The sequence below is a fragment of the Paenibacillus sp. 1011MAR3C5 genome (genome assembly GCF_003591485.1).
Classification (GTDB): domain Bacteria; phylum Bacillota; class Bacilli; order Paenibacillales; family Paenibacillaceae; genus Pristimantibacillus.
Genome location: NZ_QZCF01000006.1, coordinates 172839 through 193267 on the forward strand (window position 1 = coordinate 172839; position 20429 = coordinate 193267).

The 20429-nt window shown below is 50.4% G+C and carries 22 protein-coding genes; 3 read left to right on the forward strand and 19 right to left on the reverse strand.

The window, feature by feature from the left end; genetic code table 11:
- Positions 1–82: 82 nt before the first annotated feature.
- From D3P07_RS18835 to D3P07_RS18865, 7 genes are all read right to left on the reverse strand, one after another.
- A complete protein-coding gene (locus D3P07_RS18835; RefSeq protein WP_119801801.1) occupies positions 83–1228 on the reverse strand; it encodes an ABC transporter permease in 1146 nt (381 codons plus the stop codon).
- Between the two features lie 75 nt (positions 1229–1303).
- Complete coding sequence (locus tag D3P07_RS18840; RefSeq protein WP_119801802.1) at positions 1304–2224, reverse strand: ABC transporter ATP-binding protein; 921 nt, start codon at positions 2222–2224, stop codon at positions 1304–1306.
- A 309-nt stretch (positions 2225–2533) separates the two neighbouring features.
- The gene (locus tag D3P07_RS18845; protein WP_119801803.1) at positions 2534–3241 is read right to left on the reverse strand and encodes an MgtC/SapB family protein; all 708 of its coding nucleotides are present in this window, start codon (positions 3239–3241) and stop codon (positions 2534–2536) included.
- Positions 3238–4035 carry a histidinol-phosphatase gene (locus D3P07_RS18850; protein WP_119801804.1) on the reverse strand — a complete coding sequence of 266 codons (798 nt, stop codon included), beginning with the start codon at positions 4033–4035 and terminating at the stop codon, positions 3238–3240. The genes D3P07_RS18845 and D3P07_RS18850 overlap by 4 nt, the downstream gene beginning before the upstream one ends.
- A 52-nt stretch (positions 4036–4087) precedes the next feature.
- Positions 4088–4945, reverse strand: a complete 858-nt coding sequence (locus tag D3P07_RS18855; RefSeq protein ID WP_119801805.1) for a carbohydrate ABC transporter permease — start codon at positions 4943–4945, stop codon at positions 4088–4090.
- 17 nt (positions 4946–4962) lie between these two features.
- Positions 4963–5862: a carbohydrate ABC transporter permease gene (locus D3P07_RS18860; RefSeq protein WP_259391588.1), complete on the reverse strand. Its 900-nt coding sequence runs from the start codon at positions 5860–5862 to the stop codon at positions 4963–4965.
- Between the two features lie 81 nt (positions 5863–5943).
- Positions 5944–7323, reverse strand: a complete 1380-nt coding sequence (locus D3P07_RS18865) for an ABC transporter substrate-binding protein (RefSeq protein ID WP_182914395.1) — start codon at positions 7321–7323, stop codon at positions 5944–5946.
- A 247-nt stretch (positions 7324–7570) separates the two neighbouring features.
- Between D3P07_RS18865 and D3P07_RS18870 the strand changes: the two genes are divergently transcribed.
- Positions 7571–8422 (forward strand): AraC family transcriptional regulator, encoded by an 852-nt coding sequence (locus D3P07_RS18870; protein WP_119801808.1) that lies wholly within the window; start codon positions 7571–7573, stop codon positions 8420–8422.
- A 191-nt stretch (positions 8423–8613) separates the two neighbouring features.
- On the opposite strand, the gene D3P07_RS18875 is transcribed toward D3P07_RS18870, so the two are convergent.
- Complete coding sequence (locus D3P07_RS18875; RefSeq protein ID WP_119801809.1) at positions 8614–9522, reverse strand: LysR family transcriptional regulator; 909 nt, start codon at positions 9520–9522, stop codon at positions 8614–8616.
- A gap of 140 nt (positions 9523–9662) precedes the next feature.
- Between D3P07_RS18875 and D3P07_RS18880 the strand changes: the two genes are divergently transcribed.
- Both D3P07_RS18880 and D3P07_RS18885 read left to right on the forward strand, forming a co-directional pair.
- On the forward strand, positions 9663–10682 hold the full coding sequence (locus D3P07_RS18880; RefSeq protein WP_119801810.1) for an alpha/beta fold hydrolase: 1020 nt from the start codon (positions 9663–9665) through the stop codon (positions 10680–10682).
- Between the two features lie 71 nt (positions 10683–10753).
- Positions 10754–11338 carry a YdeI/OmpD-associated family protein gene (locus tag D3P07_RS18885; RefSeq protein WP_119801811.1) on the forward strand — a complete coding sequence of 195 codons (585 nt, stop codon included), beginning with the start codon at positions 10754–10756 and terminating at the stop codon, positions 11336–11338.
- A gap of 58 nt (positions 11339–11396) precedes the next feature.
- Here the strand turns inward: D3P07_RS18885 and D3P07_RS18890 are convergent, their stop codons facing one another.
- From D3P07_RS18890 to D3P07_RS18940, 11 genes are all read right to left on the reverse strand, one after another.
- The gene (locus D3P07_RS18890) at positions 11397–11807 is read right to left on the reverse strand and encodes a DUF3021 domain-containing protein (protein ID WP_182914396.1); all 411 of its coding nucleotides are present in this window, start codon (positions 11805–11807) and stop codon (positions 11397–11399) included.
- On the reverse strand, positions 11797–12312 hold the full coding sequence (locus tag D3P07_RS18895) for a LytTR family DNA-binding domain-containing protein (protein WP_259391589.1): 516 nt from the start codon (positions 12310–12312) through the stop codon (positions 11797–11799). The genes D3P07_RS18890 and D3P07_RS18895 overlap by 11 nt, the downstream gene beginning before the upstream one ends.
- A gap of 98 nt (positions 12313–12410) precedes the next feature.
- A complete protein-coding gene (locus tag D3P07_RS18900; RefSeq protein ID WP_182914397.1) occupies positions 12411–14318 on the reverse strand; it encodes a BclA C-terminal domain-containing protein in 1908 nt (635 codons plus the stop codon).
- Positions 14319–14469: 151 nt separating this feature from the next.
- Positions 14470–14808, reverse strand: a complete 339-nt coding sequence (locus D3P07_RS18905; RefSeq protein WP_259391590.1) for an MmcQ/YjbR family DNA-binding protein — start codon at positions 14806–14808, stop codon at positions 14470–14472.
- A 152-nt stretch (positions 14809–14960) separates the two neighbouring features.
- Complete coding sequence (locus D3P07_RS18910; protein ID WP_119801815.1) at positions 14961–15431, reverse strand: DinB family protein; 471 nt, start codon at positions 15429–15431, stop codon at positions 14961–14963.
- Positions 15432–15482: 51 nt separating this feature from the next.
- Entirely contained in the window at positions 15483–15992 is a 510-nt protein-coding gene (locus D3P07_RS18915) for a HugZ family pyridoxamine 5'-phosphate oxidase (RefSeq protein ID WP_119801816.1), read from the reverse strand.
- Positions 15973–16788 (reverse strand): ABC transporter ATP-binding protein, encoded by an 816-nt coding sequence (locus D3P07_RS18920; RefSeq protein ID WP_119801817.1) that lies wholly within the window; start codon positions 16786–16788, stop codon positions 15973–15975. The genes D3P07_RS18915 and D3P07_RS18920 overlap by 20 nt, the downstream gene beginning before the upstream one ends.
- A gap of 2 nt (positions 16789–16790) precedes the next feature.
- Positions 16791–17810 (reverse strand): FecCD family ABC transporter permease, encoded by a 1020-nt coding sequence (locus tag D3P07_RS18925; RefSeq protein WP_119801818.1) that lies wholly within the window; start codon positions 17808–17810, stop codon positions 16791–16793.
- Positions 17810–18832, reverse strand: a complete 1023-nt coding sequence (locus tag D3P07_RS18930) for a helical backbone metal receptor (protein WP_119801819.1) — start codon at positions 18830–18832, stop codon at positions 17810–17812. The genes D3P07_RS18925 and D3P07_RS18930 overlap by 1 nt, the downstream gene beginning before the upstream one ends.
- A 193-nt stretch (positions 18833–19025) precedes the next feature.
- Entirely contained in the window at positions 19026–19439 is a 414-nt protein-coding gene (locus D3P07_RS18935) for a YhfM domain-containing protein (RefSeq protein ID WP_119801820.1), read from the reverse strand.
- Positions 19440–19605: 166 nt separating this feature from the next.
- The gene (locus tag D3P07_RS18940; protein ID WP_220482033.1) at positions 19606–20346 is read right to left on the reverse strand and encodes a Bax inhibitor-1/YccA family protein; all 741 of its coding nucleotides are present in this window, start codon (positions 20344–20346) and stop codon (positions 19606–19608) included.
- Positions 20347–20429: the final 83 nt, after the last annotated feature.

The window sequence follows — 20429 nt, forward strand, 5'->3', positions numbered from 1 at the left end:
TACAACATCAAAAAAGCTGCCACAAGGATCGTTTCCGATCTGCTGTGACAGCTCTAGCTGCAAGAAGATAAGTCTTTCTACACTACGTTGTTTTAAGCGCAAACTTCTTGAATCTAAGCAACGCTACCCCAAGTCCCGCAAGTCCGAAGGCGAACAGGATAAGCAGCGTCAGTCCGATGCCGCCAATATCCATCCCGCGAATCATCACATCCTGCATGCCGCGCTGCGCCCAATATTGCGGCGTGAACAAGCCAATCGTCTGCACCACCTTAGGGAGAAAATCGTACGGGAACCATAGTCCGCCTACTATCGCTCCACCCATAGCAATGACTTGAACCAAAGCAATCCCCATATTCTCGCTGCTGACAAGGAGAGCCAGCATCAGGCCGATACCCGTTGCACAAACGGCCAGACCTAGCACAATCAGGGCGATAGCAAGCGGATTGCCAAGCTGCAAGCCATAGACAAGCCGCCCAAAGGTGAGGAGCACCGTCGACTGAATTAATACGACAAGGACATTCGGCACCCACATGCCGACGAGGTAGTGGATAGGCTTCATCGGTGTGCCTTGCAGCCGGGAGAGCATGCCCGAGCGGCGATCCTTCAGCAGGTTTTGAATCATATTAATCATAATGAAGAATACGAACATGACCGTATAGCCCGGAACAATCTGTGTAACTGTATCTGCCTTGGAGGCATTCTCCTTCACTTCTTTCACCGAAATAGCCGGCTCCATGATGGCATGGATCGCCTCTTCGCCTTGGCCCATTCCTGCCAGTATGCTGCGCAGCTTGTAGTCTTGATAGCTGGCAGATACGCTCTCCAGAAGTGCAACGACAGGCGCGACCGCTTCATCGGCCACCGCATCCCGGTATAGCTCGATCTCAGCAGGCTGTCCCGCTGCGATCAACTCGCCATATCCTGCGGGCACAACAAGCAGATAACTGCTGGAACCGTCCCTGATCTCCTTGATGCCTTCTTCCAAGCTGCCGCCTTCATAGGCTTCCAGCGCAAAGCCCTTAATCTCGCCTAATCGCTCCATGAACTGGCTGGATGCCTCCGAGCTGTCGGCATCGAAATATGGAATCTTATAGGTCGTGCTCCCCGCGCCGCTGAAGATGGAAGAGAAAATCACAATAAACAAGATCGGCAGCGCGAACAGCCAGAAGAAAGCTCCTTTGTCCTTTAGTGTTAATAAGATTTCCTTGCGTATGATCGTTCCAATCATGTCGATTCATCCTTCCGTGTTCTCATATCGATAGGCATGTATGCCGTTCACTTTATCGCTCTGATACCTGCTTGGTCAGTCTCTAAGCGTCGTCCCGGTCAGCTTCAGGAATACGTTGTCCAGCGATGGCTGCATCAGCTCCAGCGCCTTCACTGCCACCCCTTCGCCTGCCCACTTGGCAGACAGCGCGGACAATACCGCAAGCGGATTGTCGCATTCCAGTACCCATCCACTGCCCTCAGGCGTCGCCTTGATGATGCCTTTCAGTGCCGGCGGCTCCGAGACGCCAGCCGCTTCCGCGTACACGGCCTTCACCGCATGAAGCTCCAACAGCTCCCTTAATCCGCCCTGGGATACGATCCGGCCATGATCAATAATCGCGACTTCATCGCATAAGGCTTCGACTTCTTCCATATAGTGCGTGGAGTATAAGACGGTTACGCCTTCCCTTTGCAGCTTCTTGATCATCTCGAAGATATGATTCCGCGACTGGGGATCGATGCCGACGGTCGGCTCATCCATAATAACCAGCTTGGGCTGATGCAGCAGCGCAGCTGCAATATTAATGCGCCGTTTCATCCCGCCCGAATAGGAAGACACTTCATCGCCCGCCCGGTCCGTCAGTCCGACCGCTTCCAGCACATGCGCAATTCGCTTCTTCAGCTCGGATCCCCTTATGCCATGCATCTGCCCGAAGAAGGTCAAATTCTGCCTCCCGCTGAGCTTCTCATAGAGTGTAATATCCTGGGGCACATAACCGATCAGGCGATGGATGGAAGGCAGCTCCTTGCGGATATCCAGCCCGAACAACTCAATTGCTCCTTGATCAGCCTCGATGATGCCGGTCAGCAGCTTCATCATAGTAGACTTGCCCGCCCCATTGGGGCCCAGCAGCCCGAAGCAGCTGCCTGGCTTGACGCTCAGATCGACTCCCTTAAGCGCCTGATTGCCTCCATATCTCTTCGTCACTTGTCTGACATTCAATACATCCGTCATCTATATTCTCCCTTTCCGTAATCGCCGTTGTCATACCTGTATTATGCAAGCTTCTGCCTTTTCCCGCTACGGAATTGGGATGACCTGCAGCTAACCGTGTATCAAATGTATAAATCGATGACTGTCATTCGCCAAAAGAAGATATGGCTGACCGTCGTCCTCGCTGCGATCAAGGGACAGGGCTCTCGCGCAGGCATTCCAATACTTGCTGCAAAACGCAAACAAGGCTGTCCCCTCGTCAACTGAAATGACGATCGGGACAGCCCTATCTATACTCTCTCCTGCCTAATCTCTATACTCTATCTTGTCCTATTCGACGCTGACGGCGACAATGCCGCCGATCCCCTTCATCACGTCCACCATTTCCTTCGGCTCTATCGATCGCGGTACAACAAGATCAAGCTGCACTTCCAGACATGGCGGCGCATCCAGCGACGGCTGTATCCGCCTAATGGTCAGCTTCTGCGTCACGATCGACCGGCTGGCCAGCTTTTCCGAGACGATGTCCAGCAGCTGCTCCTCCGCTTCCGCCTGAATCGTCAGCTTCCTGACCTTCTTGCTCTTCAGAAACCGATGCTCCATCTTGTTGAATACCCATAATGTAATGAACACGAGCACCGTTCCAGCTACCGCGCCGATATAAAATCCCGCGCCGATCTGCAGGCCAATAGCTGCGACTACCCATAAGGAAGCCGCCGTCGTCAGTCCTGTAATCGCTTTGCCCGTGAACAGGATGGTGCCTGCTCCGAGGAAGCCAACGCCGGTAATAACGGCTGTGGCCAGCCGAGCAGGATCAATCCGCACGTTAGGCTCGCCGACAAATTCGGAGAAGCCGTAGATGGAGAGCAGCATGACCATGGCAGAGCCGAGGCACACCAGGATATGCGTGCGAAGTCCGGCCGCATGATTGTGCTGCTCTCGCTCGAAGCCAATAAGACCGCCAAGCAATACGGCCAGCGACAGCCGCATCAGAATCACAACATAATCTATGGCCCAGGGGTTATCCGCCACGCTCATCGAAGGATGGGAACCATGATTCGCTCGCGCTTGCGGAATGTAGCCCATTCCCGATAGCCGATATCGTACAAGTGCTGGCCAATGGCGGCAAAGTGCTCGCCTACGCGCTCAGGCTCATGCGCATCGGAACCGAATGTCACCTTAACCCCATAATGAAACGCGCGTTCCAGGAAGTAGCCGTCCGGCACCCAATTATGATCAGAGGAATTGATTTCGATCACGACATCGCTATCGGCGATAGCCTTCAGCGTTATGTCAGCAGCTTCGGTGCGAAGCTCCGGATAGCCGTAGAAATAACGATTCAAGGAATCGACATGGCCCAAAATATCATATAACCCGCATTTCGCAGACTGGGCGATATAGTCATAGAATAAATTTTTCACTTCCAGCTTGCGCGCTGCGGTCAACCCTTCCCAAAACTCTGAATCATAGATGCCGATGCCGGCAAACTCATGAACGGAACCAATGACATAATCAAATGGATACGTTGCAATAACGGAACGGTACAAGTCCACATGCTGCGGCAGAAAATCCGCCTCGATGCCAAGCAATACCTCGATCTTTCCCTCGAATTCTTCCTTTAGCTGCAGCACTTCTTTGATATAAGCGGGAAACTGGCTTTTCGCCATGCTTCCCGTTAAGGAAGGGCGATCTTCCTTGGATGCAAAAAATGGCGTATGATCCGATATGCCGATCATGTCCAATCCTTGTCCGATTGCCGCTTCAATATAGTCTCTAACCGAACCTACCGCGTGTCCGCAGCGGTCGTGATGGGTATGAAAATCAAACTTCATGAGTTACCTCCGATAAATACATGATGAAAGTTAATAGATGAATCAAACCAAATTAGCCTTTGGAGCCGGATATCACAATACCTTGTATGAAATACTTTTGGGCAAAGAAGAACAGAAGCAATAGCGGCAATATGGCTACCAGCGAAGCTGCCATTAACAGGTGCCATGGCGTGGCTCCGTATGCCGCCGTAAAGTTGGCCAGACCGAGTGAAATCGGATATTTGGTCATATCATTCAAATAAATAAGCGGCCCGAACAGGTCATTCCATCTCGATATGAGCTCTAGAATAGCCGCAGTTGCAAAAGCCGGCATGGACAACGGAATCAGAATACGGAAGTACATGGTGAAGTGGCTTCCTCCGTCAATTTTGACCGCTTCATCCAGCTCCTTGGTAATGCCAAGATAGAATTGGCGCATCAGGAAGATCGTAAAGGAGCTGGCAGTAAAGGCCGGAATGACCAGCGGCAAATAAGAGCCCGTCCAGCCCAGCTTGGTAAACAGCAAATATTGCGGAATCAAGGTTACCTGGGACGGAATCATCATCGTGCTGAGAACAAGTCCGAATAACAGCAGGCTGCCGCGCGCCCGCAATCGCGCGAACGCGAATGCCGCCATGGAGGAGGTGAAGACGACCGCACCAACGGTGACAGCCGAATACCACACGGAGTTCCAAAGAAAGCGGGCTAGCGGCGCATCGATGAAAATTTGCTTGTAGTTGCTCCACTGCAGCGCAGCTGGTATCCATGTCATCGGGACACGATGGATCTCGCCAATCGTCTTAAGAGACGTGGACAGCATCCAGAAGATCGGAAAAGCGAACAGCAGCACGCCGCCGTAAAGAAGGACATAGAGAATGACTTTCTCCAATGGACGCAGGTCGCCGTGACGGTGTGATTTTGAAGATCTCATCAATAGAGGCGCCTCCTTTACTTTGAGTCGTATTCATAATGAACGAATTTTTTGGAGCCCCACAGCGATACCAGCGTAAGCGCGAATATGAGCAGGAACAGAATCCAAGCCTGAGCGGAGGCATAGCCCATCCGAAACTGCTTGAATGCCGTGTCGAACAAATAATACACGTAGAAATAGGAGTTCCAGTCCGGACCTCCCTTAGTAATCACGTAGGCTTCCGTAAAGATCTGCAGTGAACCGATCATGCTGATAATGGTATTGAACAAGATAACGGGCGAAATAAGCGGAACTGTAATTTTGCGGAACTTCGCAAAAGCGCTTGCTCCCTCCAAAGATGCCGCCTCGTACAGATCCTTCGGCAGCGACTGCAATGCAGCAAGAAAGATCACCATCGTGCTGCCCGATGCCGTCAATTGCATGAGCACCATCGAAGGCACGACCGTGTCCGGGCTCGTGAACCAACCCGGCCCCTGAATGCCGAACCAATCGTACAGGACGGAATTGACCACGCCGAACTGCGGGTTAAGCAGCCAGGACCACAGGAAGGATACGGCCACCCCGGATATGATGCTTGGCGCATAATACAGCGTGCGCAGCAGTGATTGTCCTTTAAGCTTATTGTTCAGCAATGTCGCGATGATCAAGGAAGTGATCACCGTAAAGGGCACGGCCATCACGCTATAATACAGCGTTACGGACAATGATTTGTAAAACAGCCGGTCACCGAACAAGAGACTGTAGTTGCTTGTCCCCGTAAACTTCGGGGATGAAATGACATTATATTCGGTGAAGCTGAGCAGCAGCGAAGCGAGAATCGGCCCCCCGGTGAAGCAGATGAACCCGATAAACCAAGGGGCTATAAAGAACCAGAACGATCTCTCCTCACGCTTCGTGGCCAGCGAAAGCTTTCTCATGGGATACCTCCGATGGTCCGGATGGGCGCCGCCATCATGCATGACGCCTATCCGGCAGTAATGTAATTAAAGCTCTGGCTGCTAGTGGTCCAATTTCAGCGACAGGAGGTTATCATGCAATACATTCAATCCGTCGGTCACGCTTCTCTTGCCGCTCCATACCTGATAGAACGATTGATTCATCGTCTCAAGAATCGTATTGAATTGGACGATCAGATGGTTTTCCGCCTCGCGTCCATACTTGATCGAGCCTTCGTGAACTTGCTTGAACGCCTCAGGATCCATCCCGATCTCTGCGCCCATCTTGTCATACCATAGTCTGAACAGACTGGAGTCTGCAGGCGTTCTGCCCACATCGTTCATATAACGGTACGCGCCGCCGCCCTCAGCCGGATCCGCCAAGTGACGAACGAATTCCCACGCTTCATCAGGATGCTTGCTCGTAGCCGAGATGCTCCACGGGTCGACATATAGTGTAACCTTGCGCCCCTCGTGATAAGGAACTGCCGCTACGCCCCAATTGAATTCTGCTTGCTTGTAGGAGCCCAGTCCCCAGCCGCCGGTAATGTACATCCCGACTTTGCCCGTCAGGAAAGGATCGCCCAGCTGCGAGGATGCTGCTACCGTCTCCGCATCAGGAGCCACCTTATATTTGTTGATCAAATCCACATTGAACTGCAAAGCCTCGATATTGATCGGTTTCATCAGGTCCGGCTCGCCCATTACGCCGGTTGTATACGCTTCCGGTTTAAACAAGTCTCCGCCGAACATCCATGTCATGGCATTAGCGCTCAGGGCGCTAGAGAAGCCGAATACTTGCTTGCGTGCATCGCCTACGTCATGGGACAGCTTCTGAGCTGTCTCCAGCATGGCGTCAAAGTTCCAGGATTGATCATCCCAATCCGTTGTTGGATAAGGAAGGCCCGCTGCATCGAATAAGTCCTTGTTATAATAGAGATAGGTAGCATTGCTTACGAGCGGAATGCCGTAGTTTTTGCCGTCGATTTTGTAGATATCAAGCAGGTTCGGGTCCATCGTCTTGAGCTCTGGTGCGCCATTCTCGATATATGGCGTCAGATCCTTCAGCGCGCCCATCTTCATGTAAGTCGCAAATCCGCTGTCTGCCTGATTCGGATTCCAAACATCCGGCGCCTTGCCGCTGGAAATCAGGGTGGTCAGCTTCTGATCGAATTGATCATACGGGATATTCTCCAGCCGGACCTTCACATTGGGATGACTGTCCTCGAAGCTGGCAATAACCGCGTCCTGCCAATCCTTCTTATCCGGGTCCGCTGCCATGACCCATACGATCTCGACCTTCTCGCTGTCGTCTTTTCCCCCTCCGCTGTTGCCGCCCTTGTTCGAACCGGCCGAATCGCCGCATGCGGACAACACCGCGGACACAGCAAACATTAGAAGCACACTCATTAGAAACATGCGTTTTTTTATTGGATTTTTCATGACACCCTCCGATTTGTTTTTTGAACCCATTTTTTACAAAATGTCAAACAAACGAACTCGAGTTTTCCACCATCCAATCCATAAACCTTTCCCCGCTAGCATCACCCACTGTTGTTATGGCTTATTGTCTATCAATATAGCATGTGATAGTATGAATTATCTGCACACATCTTATCTACTTCGTATTTTTTCAACATATCTTCTCTTTAATTAACGTTTGGCTATTCTGCATGAAGGTGGTAAAGCCATGTCCGAGACAAACTTCTATGCTGCTTCCCAATTCGATATCAGCCGCGAACGGAAAGAAAATACGAGCATGCCGTCCCGCCATTATCACAACGGATATGAAATTTTTTATCTGGTGTCCGGCGATATTAGCTATTTCATTGAAGATAAAAGCTATCAGGTGGTCGGGGGCGCCTTGCTGATCATCAACGAAAACGAGATTCATAAGCTGGTCAATTCCAGCAAAGAATCGTTCGAGCGCATTACGCTCCTGTTTCAAGAGGAATTTCTAGAGGATATGTTTCCTTACAATGACAGTTTTCATGTGCTGTCCAGCTTCTCGAACGGCAAAAACTTCATGCCTCTGAACGGTCAAGAGCAAAGCATGATCGAAAAGCTCTTCGACAAGATGATAGCCGAATTTACGAAGCAGCCTCCTGGCTATGAGTATTATTTGAAAACGCTGCTGTTCGAGCTGCTTATTTTTATTTACCGCAAGACGTCCACGCTTCCCGCAGCCGAGCATAACGGAAGCAATCCGATGAATCGCAAAATCTTCGACATCGTCGATTATTTGAATCAGCATTATCATGAAACCCAAACGATACAGAGTATCTCTAACCAGTTCTACATCAGTTCCTCATATTTCTGCAAAATGTTCCGGGAGAATACAGGCTTTACGTTCACGGAGTATCTCAATAATGTGCGGATCAAGGAGGCGCGCCAGCTCTTAACGGGAAGCACGCTGAAGGTGGCTGATATCTCGGAGAGGGTCGGATTTGAGAGCATGACGCATTTTGGGCGCATCTTCAAGGAAATTACCGGCCTGTCGCCGCTTAAGTATCGCCAAGCCAATAAACCCGACCTTGATTGAACCCCTGGATTCGCCCCTATTACGAGCTGCCGATAGACAAGGACTCTGCAACGGAGGCATAACGGGATTGAGGAAATGATTATACCGTCAGACTCCATAAAATAAGGTTTAGACTGACCCTGGAAATTGAAACAGCGACAGTCCCAGGACGAGAAATAAAGTCCCAGACTGTCGCTATTTCATTGAACTGGCTAAACGGTTTTATTCTCTTCTTCTAACGCGATTACTTCCCTTGCTGTTTCTATGAAAGATAATATGATGGGTGAAAGCCACTTGTCTTTATGCCATAACATCTGTGTATATACGTGCAAGTCCGGAATTTGCCATGGAAGTGCAACTAGCTCGCCCCGCTCAACTTCAGCTGCCGTTGTCATTTCAGGGAGAAAGGCAATACCGATTCCCGTAATGGCACATTGTTTAATGGCTTCGGCATTTTGAAACTCTAAATACGTAATACTATCAATGCCCTTTTTCTCAAATGACCGATCAAACATGGTTCGATAGGTACATCCCTTTTCATTCGTCAGGAACACTTCTTCGTGAAAATCCTCCAGCTGCAGTTCAGTTCGTTTCGCGAGCGGATGGTCTGGAGCGGCGAAAAAGCGGAACGTTTCTTCCAGTAACGGTTCCACTGCGAGTCCGCCTGAGCGAATGGGTTCGTCCAACATAAAGACGACATCTGCGGTTCCCTCAAAGAGCGTTTGCTTGAGTTGCTGATTGGGAACGGAGCGGAAGATGAGACGCACTCCCGGATGGCGCGAACGAAACAGGTGAAAGACAACCGGGAGCCGATAGGCGCACAGAACCTCGTTAGCGCTAATCGTTAGGGTACCGCTTAGATTCTCATTGTCATGAACGGCGCTGCGAGCCTCGTCCAATTTGTCTAGGACGCCTTGGATATGTGTTAAAAAGCGTTTACCTGCAGTTGTGAGAACGAGCTGCTTGCCCAAGCGGTCAAAGAGACGAACACCAAGCTCATCCTCCAATGCTTTGATTTGCATCGTGACGTTGGAGGGGACGTAGCTCAGCGCTTCCGCAGCCCGGCTGAAATTTAAAGTGGATGCAACCGTGCGGAATGTAATCAGTTGGCGCAACTCCATCATACGGCCCCCTTTACCTTCAATATTATTGAAGACTATTTTGAATTCTATTCACTTTTATTGATAGTATCACAGGCCTATACTAGGAACAAGAAATACATTCTACATGTGAATTTCATTTTGAAGGGAGCAACTATACGATGGATTACGAGATTTTTAATTTAGGTGATGTGACCTTGCAATCAGGGGTGACCTTGCCGGACGCTTTTCTAGCTTATAAGACTTATGGACGTTTAAATGAAAAGAAAGATAATGTCATCCTCTATCCAACTGCTTTTGGCGACCAGCATGTTCAGAATGAATGGTTGATTGGAAGTGGCATGGCACTAGATCCACAGAAATATTTCATTATCGTTCCAAATCTGCTGGGCAACGGATTATCTTCGTCTCCCAGTAACACGCCTCCCCCATTTGATCGGGCTAATTTTCCGCAGGTCACCATCTATGACAACGTCAAATTACAGCATCGGCTGGTGACCGAAAAATTCGGCATTCATAAAATCGCCCTCGTAGTTGGATGGTCAATGGGAGGCATTCAATCCTTCCAATGGGGGGCAAGTCATCCCGACATGGTGGAACGAATAGCTCCTTTCGCCGGAGTGGCCAAGACTTGGCCTCACACTTACGTGGTACTGGACGGAATGAAAGCACCCCTCATGGCTGCAGTTCACTTTGATTCAAGCAAACTAAACCAGTTAACTTCTGCAGACATGCGCGCCGTTGGCCGTGTCTATGCGGGATGGGGTGTATCTCATGCCTTTTACAGAGAGGAACTTTATCGTGAAATGGGATTTGACACATTGGCAGATTTCGTAGGCGGCGTCTGGGAAGATAGCTTTATGAAGATGGATCCGCACAATGTCCTGGCCATGTTATGGACAGGCCAACATGCAGATATTAGTGCAAACCCCTCCTATAACGGAGATTTCGATAAGGCGCTCAAAAGTATTAAAGCGCTTGCCTGCATCATGCCAGGGAGCACAGATCTATTCTGCACGGCGGATGATAACGAATACGAGGCTAAACGTATACCTCATGCTGTTTATCATCCTATCGAGTCCGTCTGGGGCCATTTTGCCGGTCGCGGAATCAACAGTGCCGATAATACATTTATTGATGACAACCTGAAACGCCTGTTGGCGCTTAGTACAAACAGATAGATATCTAGGAGGCCGTAAGCTATATTATAAATATGAATCTCCATACCTGGAAAGGAGCATGTTCTTTATCTATGGAAATAGAAAATCTACTTACAGTTAAATCAAGATCAGAGTTGAGGGCTTGGTTAGAAGAGAATCACAAGACTGAGGCATGCTGCTGGGTCATCGTGAATATGACACCTAACCAGGATACATTACTTTATTTGGACGCGGTTGAGGAAGCGCTGTGCTTCGGATGGATCGATGGAGTCAAAAAGAAACTATCTGAATCGGGGCTGGCGCAGAGGCTGTCTCCCAGAAGCAAAAAAAGCTCATGGACGGAGCTGAATAAGGAACGCGTTCGCCGTTTAGAGAGGCTTGGGCTTATGAGGGATGAAGGAAGAAGGGTGCTTCCCGATATGGACCCGGAATCCTTTCAAATAGACAGGGCGATCGAGCAAAGGCTGAAAGAGGACAAGCAGGTATACGAGAACTTTATGGCCTTTCCGACTCTCTATCAAAGGGTCCGGCTCGACACGATACAAAGTATTCAACATGATTCCGCATTATTTGAAAGCAGATTAGACAAATTGATCACCAACACCAGGGATAACAAAATGTACGGTCAATGGCATGACCATGGACGTCTGATAGGTGATTACGATACGGTAGAGTAATTCGAGAACATGGGATAGGAATACCGGGGAGCAGGTAAGCGCCAATAAGGATTGGCGCTTACCTCCCTTTCCGTACTGAAGCATTCAGCGCTTCGGCCTGCTTCTTGAAGTAGTATCGAAATCCCGTCCAGAAGATGGAGTATGTCACGATAAACATGATCAGACCGAGGACGATAGCAAGCGGCTTCAACGGAATCCAGCCCACACCAATCGAAATGGGAAAATACAGAGCGATCGACAATAGAAAGTGAACCATCAACTGCTTGAGCGGGCTCCAGCGATCATATTGGAATATAAACGAAGCAGCTCCGAAGTATGCCCCCATAATCATGCTTGCCAACAAATTCCCCCACAATAATTTGGCAGGAACGACTGCATCCTTCATCATTAAGCCTGTCAATACAGCCAGCATGATAATAGCCGAGCAACCGAATCCCAGCATAATCCGTTTGAAAACTTCACTCACCATCTTTGCTATCCCCCCATATGAGCTTCTGCTTGAGCTGGGCCACGTAAGCGCGCGACACATACTCCTTGCTGCCCGTCTTGAAGTGGACGCATAAGTTGCCATTAAAGGATAATTCGAATCTGGCGATCTGATCCACATTGCCGATAACCGATTTGGAGAAGCGCAAGAATTGATGAGGAATGAGCAGTTCCTCAATCTCGTAGAGCTTCATCTTCAGCTCGATGCTCTGCCGGTTCATCGAGGCAAATACCTTCCGGTTCTCCGCATATACATAGTCGATCTCGCTGGGCTCGAGCAGAACCGATCGTTCATCCTGAACGCCGACTAACCGTTTGGTCATCGGACTCTTGATCCGTTTCACCAGCTCCGCAATTTCTTCTGTCCAGTCCTTTGCTTGTATCGTTACAATCGTCTCATCATATTGATCCTTGATGTCGATTTGAACCTTAATCGCCGTTCCCCCCTGTCGCAGCCGAGCTGTTATGTCTATCCTAGATTCTATCATTTTGGCTCTATCTTGAGTATCGCTCGGAGGAAAAAACTAAAAATGAGCCGTCCCATAGCAACAGCAGCTACTATGGAACAGCTCAACATGATTCGCTATTATGCTATTTTCATAATGGTAATGCTGGCCCCGTCGTTACTGTTAAGAACAGCCACGCCGAGCAGTCCGTAAAGCCTCAAGTCAACAATACTGCCTGCCGAAAGCGGAGCAATCATTGTTTTTGAAAATGAGCTTTTACCTGTTGAAGGTTCAATTCTGCTTCCTGGAATAGCAGCACCATTAACGTATATCCCTGTGTTCACCAATAAAGGTGCTGTTAGTTCAACATTATAAGAAATAAAATAAGTACCTGTCTCTCCAACTGTAAATCTTGTGTTGTCGCCGCTTATCGCCACACCATTCAGGACTTTGTTATTTGGAAATGGAACGGCAGTACCGCCTAATACAACAGCAATGGTTGTTGATGAAGCATTAGCATAAGCATAAGAGGTAATTCCTGCCCCGTCCTGACCCGGTTCCCCCTGTATACCCTGTGGTCCTGCCGGACCTATCGGACCTGTCGCCCCAGTTGGACCTTCCGGTCCTTGCGGACCTGCCGGACCTGCTGGCCCTGTGGCTCCTGTATCTCCCTTCGGGCCTTGCGGACCTGCCGGGCCTGCTGCTCCTGTATCGCCCTTCGGTCCTGGCGCTCCTGCCGGACCTGCTGCTCCTGTATCGCCCTTCGGTCCTGGCACTCCTGCCGGACCTGTTGCTCCTGTATCGCCCTTCGGTCCTGGCGCTCCTGCCGGGCCTGCTGCTCCTGTATCGCCCTTCGGTCCTGGCGCTCCTGCCGGGCCTGCTGCTCCTGTATCGCCCTTCGGTCCTTTCGCTCCAGCAGGACCTGTCGCTCCCGTATCGCCTTTCGGTCCTTGCGTACCTGCCGGGCCTGTTGCTCCTGTATCGCCCTTCGGTCCTTTCGCTCCAGCAGGACCTGTCGCTCCCGTATCGCCTTTCGGTCCTTGCGTACCTGCCGGGCCTGCTGCTCCTGTATCGCCCTTCGGTCCTTTCGATCCTGACGAGCCGGAGGGTCCCTCTGGACCTTGCGGTCCCTGAGGGCCTTGTTCGCCTACTGCACCTGGCGCACCGTTTTTAATTTCCACGAATGCGGCTGCGCCTTTCTTATGGACCAGGCTGATTTGATCACCAGCTTGCAAGCTGGAAATTGCCACCTGTTTATTCGCATAGTTGTAGACCGTCGCCGCTTTGTCCAGCGTATAGCTTTCCAGCTTGCCCTCGCGGTTTTTCAAGCTCAGCTTTTGACCTTCAATTGTAACGATCGTTCCAGAGCCAAGATTCCACCCCGCGCCTACGCTTTCGTCTCCAACGATTAATTGCGGCAGCATATTGCTCAGCAATACAGCCATCTGCGCTCTCGTCAATGTTGTGCCCGGCTTGAAAGAGCCATCCGGGAAGCCGCTCATTAGTCCGGCATTCACGGCAGCATGTACCGGCTTGACCGCCCATGCCGAAATATTCTTCGCATCCGAAAACGTTGTTTTTTGTACGGATGATAACGTCTTATCGGATTTCCATTCCAGCGCACGAACGATTAGTTTTGCCGTCCATTCTCTCGTCGCACCTGTCTTGCCCCACTGCGAGCCTGTCTCTTCCGCAGCAACCAGAAGTTTGTGCTCCAGGGCAAGTTGCACGCTTGCTTGAGCCCAGGCATCTACATCGAGCGGCAATACTGACTCTGCAGCGCCCTCTTCCTGCTCAAGTCCAAGCAAACGTACCGTCATCGACACTGCCTCTTGATGGCTAACTAGATTATTCGGGTTATAAGCGCCGGAGGCATCTCCCGCTACAACCTCCAGCAAATTCATCTTGTCGATATCCTTCTGCGCCCATGGCACAGATGACAAATCAGAAAAGCCTTTTGTTCCCTCTGCAAAAGCCGCCCCCGTAATCAGGGTCATAAGCATGGTCAATACCGTCAAGCTCGCCAATACTTTTTTCCAATACAGCATGAATAGTCCTCCCATTCAAACAATAAATAAAAATAACTTTTAATTCCATGCATATTTTACACAATTTATTCCGATGTGCATATATACTTTAGTTGTATATGTCGTTTTGTTATAAGAAAAATCACCTTTTACAAGGTGATTTTCATTACTGCTATGTCCAAGACTCTCCTTCGGCAAGCATCGCTCGCTGCGCCTTCGTCAAGCTTTTGGCTACCAAATCGTAGGAATGATCGATCATGGACTTCACTTCATCCACCGGCACCGTACCGTCTATCGTAACCGTATTCCAATGCTTCTTGTTCAAATGGTATCCCGGCTTGACCGCTTCATGCTCCAGTCGCAGCAATTCCGCCATATGCGGCTCGCACTTCAGCGATATATTGACGATTCCATCGTTCACCCCGATCAAAGCAAACATCTTGCCGCCAACCTTCATCACTAGCGGATCAGGACCAAAGGGATAATCCTCCTTCGCCCCCCGGTGCTCCATGCAATATTGCGACCATTCTTCCCTGGTTAATATGTTGACCCCTCCTATACTCGTCCACTGCGCGGCCATACAAAAAAGAGTACGCGCCGCCTTACTCGACACCTACTCTTTTTGTACAATAGAATTCCATGATTTTCAACTATCATAGAGAACTACTTCGCCTTGGCTGCCGGTGCATTCTTCTGAATAAGCGAGATTTGTCCGGCATGAATGCCCGTATGATACATCAGGCGGCCAATCGCTTCAAGCGGCGTCGACGGTCCCATGGGGGATTCAACTGACTCCCGCCATTGCTCATCCGGCAATTCCTTCATCGCTTGGATCAAAAAGCCGTTCGACGCTTCCAATAGTGCGACCAGCTCGCTTAGATTGGCAAAGGTTGGACTCTCCCCGCCGCCTTTGGGTCCCCGACTCGTCACCATTTTCAGGCCCTCCGGCATCATTTGGCCAAAAAACCACTCCGCGAACATATACTCCACTTCCGCATTATGCCTGAGCATATAGCCAATGGAAGCAGGTCCGATCGCGAGGCTCAAGTCTTCCTCCGGCAGTCCCTTCACCATTTTATGAAAACGGCTTTGGATCGCTTCCCATACAGGCAGCACTGTCGCTATTGTAGACATATGATTCCCTCCTGAACGTTATTGAGAGTAATGCTCCTATTGCAGTTTCACCTATTTCTTACCCGATGGCTGATGGCCGTCACGCGCGACATGCACGAACTGATCGCCCGCCAGATCAATATCGAAGGCTTGACCGAAGCCCGCCACATATCGTCCTTCGGACAAGGTCAGCTCGAACAGGGAGAAGTCCAGACCGCGCAGCATGCCGATCATGTTTTTGCCGAACCGCTCGCTGAACTTGGCGAAAACATCCTCAGGCTCGGCTTCTCCCAAGTTAACAGTGCGTCCAGTGAACCGGGCGCGCTGGCGCGCAAACAAATTAGGCGTATTGCTCTCATCCTCAATGAGCATGACATCGACGTTCGGATTCTCCTCCATGTAGCGGTAATGATTCGCAATTCGGCTGATGTAGATATACAGCTTGCCGTCATGCTTGATGAACGGCGCATACGAGATGAACGGAGTTCCTTCATCGCTGATCGTGCTTAGCATGACCGTCTTCAAGCTGTCGGTGAATTGCAGATACTGCTCTTTCACAGCGTCAATATCCAATGCTTTCAATGAGATCCCTGCTTTCTTCTTGGATTTTCCTCAAAATATGAATGCGCGGAGCCTCGTTCTGTCCCTGCCTCTGTATATCCGTCTCGACTCCGTAAACGCTGCGAATCAAATCCATCGTAAATACATCTTGCGGCTTCCCGTACACACGAGTTTGGCCGTCCTTAAGCACACATACCTTGTCACTATATACACTTGCATGATTCAGATCATGCAGCACCATCACAACGGTCAGCTTAAGCTCCTTGTTCAGCTTGCGGACCAGCTCCAATACTTCCAGCTGATGCCCGATATCCAGATAGGTGGTCGGCTCGTCGAGCAGCAGCACCTTGGGACGCTGGGCCAGAGCCATAGCAAGCCATGCGCGCTGCGCTTCGCCGCCGGACAACGAGACCACGAGCCGTTCCCGGTACGCGTGCATCCCTGTATGGTGAAGCGCCCACTCTACGATCTCCCGATCTTCATCGCCAAGCCGTTCATACCACTTCTTATGCGGCAATCTCCCGTAGCTGACCAGCTCTTCTACCGTCATATCGGACGGACTGCTGTTCGATTGGCATAACATGCACATGATCTGGGCCAGCTGCTTCGAGCTAAGCGTGCTCAGTTCCTTGTCTGCAATGCAGACCCTTCCCTGCTGGCATGGGATGACCCGCGTAATCGCCTTCAGAATCGTCGACTTGCCCGATCCATTCGGGCCAATAATAGAGACGACTTCTCCCTCCTCTACATCCAAAGAGAAATCTCTCACAACTGTACGATCAGCATATCCGATTTGCAGCGAATTTACCTGAAGCACGCTTAAGCCCCTCCTCTACGCATGAGATACAAGAAATACGGTCCTCCCGCTATAGCCATAATAATGCCTGCCGGGATTTGGAGCGGACTGAACAAGGCACGCCCTGCCGTATCTGCCACTAGCAGCACAATGGCTCCCAGCATAAGCCCAAGCGGCAAGCTGAATCGATAGTCCGAGCCAATAAGCAATCTTGCAATATGAGGGACGACCAGGCCTACGAAACCGACTAGTCCGACCGTCGACACAGAGACGGCAGCCAGATAGACGGCCACAAGCGACAAGGCAACGCGGACCTGGTTCATATTTTGTCCCAAGTGATGCGCCGTCTGCTCCCCCAGCCGCAGGACATTGGCTTTGCGCACACAGAATAACGCAGCGATCCAACCGACAATGGAGTAAGGCAAGATAACCATAACATCGCCCATCCCTTTGCCGTTTAGACTCCCGTTCAACCATTGAAGAGCGGCAGGCAGCCGGTCGCTGTACAGAATGGACAATAAGCCAATGACACCGCCGAATACCGCATTAATCGCGACACCTGATAAAATAATTCGAATGGGCGTGAATCCGCCTACCCGCTTCCATGCCATTGCATAGACCATTACAGCGGCGAAGCCTCCGCCGACAATGGCTGAAATCGGAATGAAGGACGAATATCCCGGTATGACCAGCATGATGAAGAGCGCAGCTACCGCAGCGCCGCTGGAGACGCCGGTAAGTCCGGGATCTGCCAGCGGATTAAGCATGACGGCTTGCAGCAGCGCACCTGACGCGGCCAGATTCGCGCCGATAATAAGCGCCAACAGCACGCGAGGAATCCGAATATCCCATAGAATCGTATTCGATCTTGCATCCCCCTGACCGATCAGCGTCATCAGAGATTCCAGAGGAGAGAAACGCACGCTTCCAATTCCGATAGCTGCCAATATCGCAATGACAAGCACAATGCCGGCGAGAACCACAAGTCCGGCCTTATTCCGCCCTTTCTTTACGATGCTATAGGCTTGTGCATTCCTGTCCATTATTCATACATGATGCCGGCAAGCTCGTTGTAAGCAGAGACGGCCTTCGGCAGAGACGCAATACCGAATAATCTATAGTCCAATGCTTTCAGCTTACCGTTCTGGAACGCGCTCAGCTTCTCCCAAGCGCCGCTGCTCTTCACATCTTCCTCGAACTTTTTGGATACGGCATTCGGATCGCCATGCGCAACCAGCAGGATCATATCCGGGTTTGCTTCCACTATGCTCTCCATATCAAGCGGTGTATACGTTTCGGTTAGCTTCAGCACATCGGACACGACATTGACACCGCCCAGATTTTTCACCAAGCTGCCGACAAATGTATTCTCATTCATGAACATAAGCGATTCCACAGAGCCGAACAAGATAAGCACGCTAGGCGCTTCCTTGCCTTCAACTGTTGCAATTGCTGCTTGCTCATCGCCATTGAATTTCTCTATGTACGCCTTTGCAGCATCCTCTTTCTGGAACAGTCGGCCGAGAGCGGATAGCGACAGCTTGAGTTCATCCAGAGAGTCGGCTGGCAGATAGCCTGTCGGCAGCTTCGCCGCTTCGAATTGCTTCTCCAGATTCTCTTTGATCGATGCAGGGCCAAGAATCACATCGGGCTGCAATCCCGCAATCGCTTCAACATCCGGCTGATGCGAAGAGCCGACACGCGGTACGCTGTCGAATGCTGCTGGCAGTGTGCTGCTGGAGGTCGGTACGCCAACTGGCGCAACACCGATGGCATCGAATAGTTCCGTGATCGCTACAGATAGCGTCACTGCCTTCGATGGCGATGGACTCTCGAATTGTGCCAGAAGCTCATTAAGCTTGCTCTCGTCGACCAGGCTGTCTGCCGGCTTCTCTGTCTCTTGTGTCTCATCTCCCGAACCGCTATTTGTTGCTTCGCTCGACGGCTCGGCCGTTGGCGACGGCGATGTCGAAGCTCCCCCTTTAGTTCCTGTATCGTTGCCGCATGCGACGGCGAATGCTAATAGTAGTGCAACAATTCCAACCTTCCAACTTCCATAGTTCATGTTTGTACTGCCTCCTAATCAATAGAGAATGATAACCATTATCATTATATAGATATTGATTATTATTATCAATAGGATTTAATTATGCTTGCCTCTTTATTTTTTTCATCGCTTGAAACCTAAATAGACAGCCTACCCAGGCCGTCTATTGCTTCTGCAACTATTCATCTTACGATTATCGGCAATAATGGCTTTAATTATCGGTGTGGCTCGGATAATGAGATTGGAGTGCAGCATAAGCGGCTTTGGCATACTTCGGGGTTAATGTACGGATCGTATGGGAATCTTGCACATTCATAACGGTGCCCCTATCCTCTTCAATCCAGAGAAAATAGACTTGCTCGCCGAGATCCACTTTATAATGGGGGTCAGCCATATTCACGATGCCTTGTCGTTGAATAGAATCGCTCATGGCCTTGTGCCACATCGCGATTTCCTCCGAATCGGACACGACTCGCAAGGTGCCTTCTTTAGCTGCGGAAAAACTGCTCATTACATAAAGAGATACCATTTTTTCTTTCTTCGTATTTGAAGAATTCGAAGCGCAGCCCGACACGATTAAGCCTAAGAACAATACGACAATACCAGCTAACCATGCTTTTCTCATCTCATCCTCCTAGCTTCCAATTCGAAAACCCGTTTTGGCTAGTAATAACTATTTATCTCCCTAGAAAAAGAGAAAGAGATGACCTGGGTGTCATCTCTTGGCCTGCTGAACGGTAATTTTATGAAGACGGGCCACACTCCAGCTTGCCCTTATGCCGCCCTTGCGATTAGTCGCGGCTAGCCAGCTTGGACAGAAGGCGCAGCATCTCAATGTAGAGCCATACCAGCGTAACCATCAGGCCGAACGCGCCGTACCACTCCATATACTTCGGCGCGCCTTGCTCCGCGCCTGACTCGATAAAGTCAAAGTCCAGCACCAGATTCAGCGCAGCCACCACGACGATGACCACGGAGATGCCAATGCCGATCAAGCTATTGTCATGCAGGTATGGAACGGACAAGCCGAAGAATCCGAGTACGAAGCTCAGCAAGTATACAAGCGCAATGCCAGCAGTGGCCGCGAATACGCCCAGTCTGAAGTTTTTGGTCGCTTGAATCAGTCTGAACCGGTAGGCCACCAGCATCGCCACGAATACGCACATCGTAAGCAGAGCCGCCTGCTGCGTGATACCGTTATAGAGCGATTGGTAATTGGCCGACAGCGCTCCCAGGAACAAGCCTTCGCAGGCGGCATAGATCGGAACCAGAATCGGTGCCGTCGTTGGTTTGAACGATACGATGAGGGCAAGAACAAGGCCGGCAATAGCACCGCCGATCATTAGCCCGAACACGTTTTGTCCATTATTGTACATCGACCATGTTACGAATGCCGCGCCCAACAGGATCGCTAGCATAATAAACGATTTGTTCACTGTTCCTTCAATTGTCATTCGTTGTCCGGAGGATACCTGTCCGGAATTTTGGAACGTGTTGTCCCTTAATGTTGGATTACCGCTGCGTCCGATCACGCATGAATCACCTCTTCTAGTAGATTGACCATATTTTATCATAGATCGTACTTCTATACACCAATATAATGCAAACCTTCGAT

Bases quoted from the DNA above. Each gene is read 5' to 3' on its own strand.
- D3P07_RS18930 (WP_119801819.1), bottom strand. From the start codon at position 18,832: ATGAACTATGGAAGTTGGAAGGTTGGAATTGTTGCACTACTATTAGCA.
- D3P07_RS18865 (WP_182914395.1), bottom strand. From the start codon at position 7,323: ATGAAAAATCCAATAAAAAAACGCATGTTTCTAATGAGTGTGCTTCTA.
- D3P07_RS18870 (WP_119801808.1), top strand. From the start codon at position 7,571: ATGTCCGAGACAAACTTCTATGCTGCTTCCCAATTCGATATCAGCCGC.
- D3P07_RS18855 (WP_119801805.1), bottom strand. From the start codon at position 4,945: ATGAGATCTTCAAAATCACACCGTCACGGCGACCTGCGTCCATTGGAG.
- D3P07_RS18845 (WP_119801803.1), bottom strand. From the start codon at position 3,241: ATGAGCGTGGCGGATAACCCCTGGGCCATAGATTATGTTGTGATTCTG.
- D3P07_RS18835 (WP_119801801.1), bottom strand. From the start codon at position 1,228: ATGATTGGAACGATCATACGCAAGGAAATCTTATTAACACTAAAGGAC.
- D3P07_RS18860 (WP_259391588.1), bottom strand. From the start codon at position 5,862: ATGAGAAAGCTTTCGCTGGCCACGAAGCGTGAGGAGAGATCGTTCTGG.
- D3P07_RS18890 (WP_182914396.1), bottom strand. From the start codon at position 11,807: ATGGTGAGTGAAGTTTTCAAACGGATTATGCTGGGATTCGGTTGCTCG.
- D3P07_RS18900 (WP_182914397.1), bottom strand. From the start codon at position 14,318: ATGCTGTATTGGAAAAAAGTATTGGCGAGCTTGACGGTATTGACCATG.
- D3P07_RS18935 (WP_119801820.1), bottom strand. From the start codon at position 19,439: ATGAGAAAAGCATGGTTAGCTGGTATTGTCGTATTGTTCTTAGGCTTA.
- D3P07_RS18875 (WP_119801809.1), bottom strand. From the start codon at position 9,522: ATGGAGTTGCGCCAACTGATTACATTCCGCACGGTTGCATCCACTTTA.
- D3P07_RS18925 (WP_119801818.1), bottom strand. From the start codon at position 17,810: ATGGACAGGAATGCACAAGCCTATAGCATCGTAAAGAAAGGGCGGAAT.
- D3P07_RS18905 (WP_259391590.1), bottom strand. From the start codon at position 14,808: ATGGAGCACCGGGGGGCGAAGGAGGATTATCCCTTTGGTCCTGATCCG.
- D3P07_RS18840 (WP_119801802.1), bottom strand. From the start codon at position 2,224: ATGACGGATGTATTGAATGTCAGACAAGTGACGAAGAGATATGGAGGC.
- D3P07_RS18880 (WP_119801810.1), top strand. From the start codon at position 9,663: ATGGATTACGAGATTTTTAATTTAGGTGATGTGACCTTGCAATCAGGG.
- D3P07_RS18850 (WP_119801804.1), bottom strand. From the start codon at position 4,035: ATGAAGTTTGATTTTCATACCCATCACGACCGCTGCGGACACGCGGTA.
- D3P07_RS18895 (WP_259391589.1), bottom strand. From the start codon at position 12,312: ATGATAGAATCTAGGATAGACATAACAGCTCGGCTGCGACAGGGGGGA.
- D3P07_RS18885 (WP_119801811.1), top strand. From the start codon at position 10,754: ATGGAAATAGAAAATCTACTTACAGTTAAATCAAGATCAGAGTTGAGG.
- D3P07_RS18910 (WP_119801815.1), bottom strand. From the start codon at position 15,431: ATGTCTACAATAGCGACAGTGCTGCCTGTATGGGAAGCGATCCAAAGC.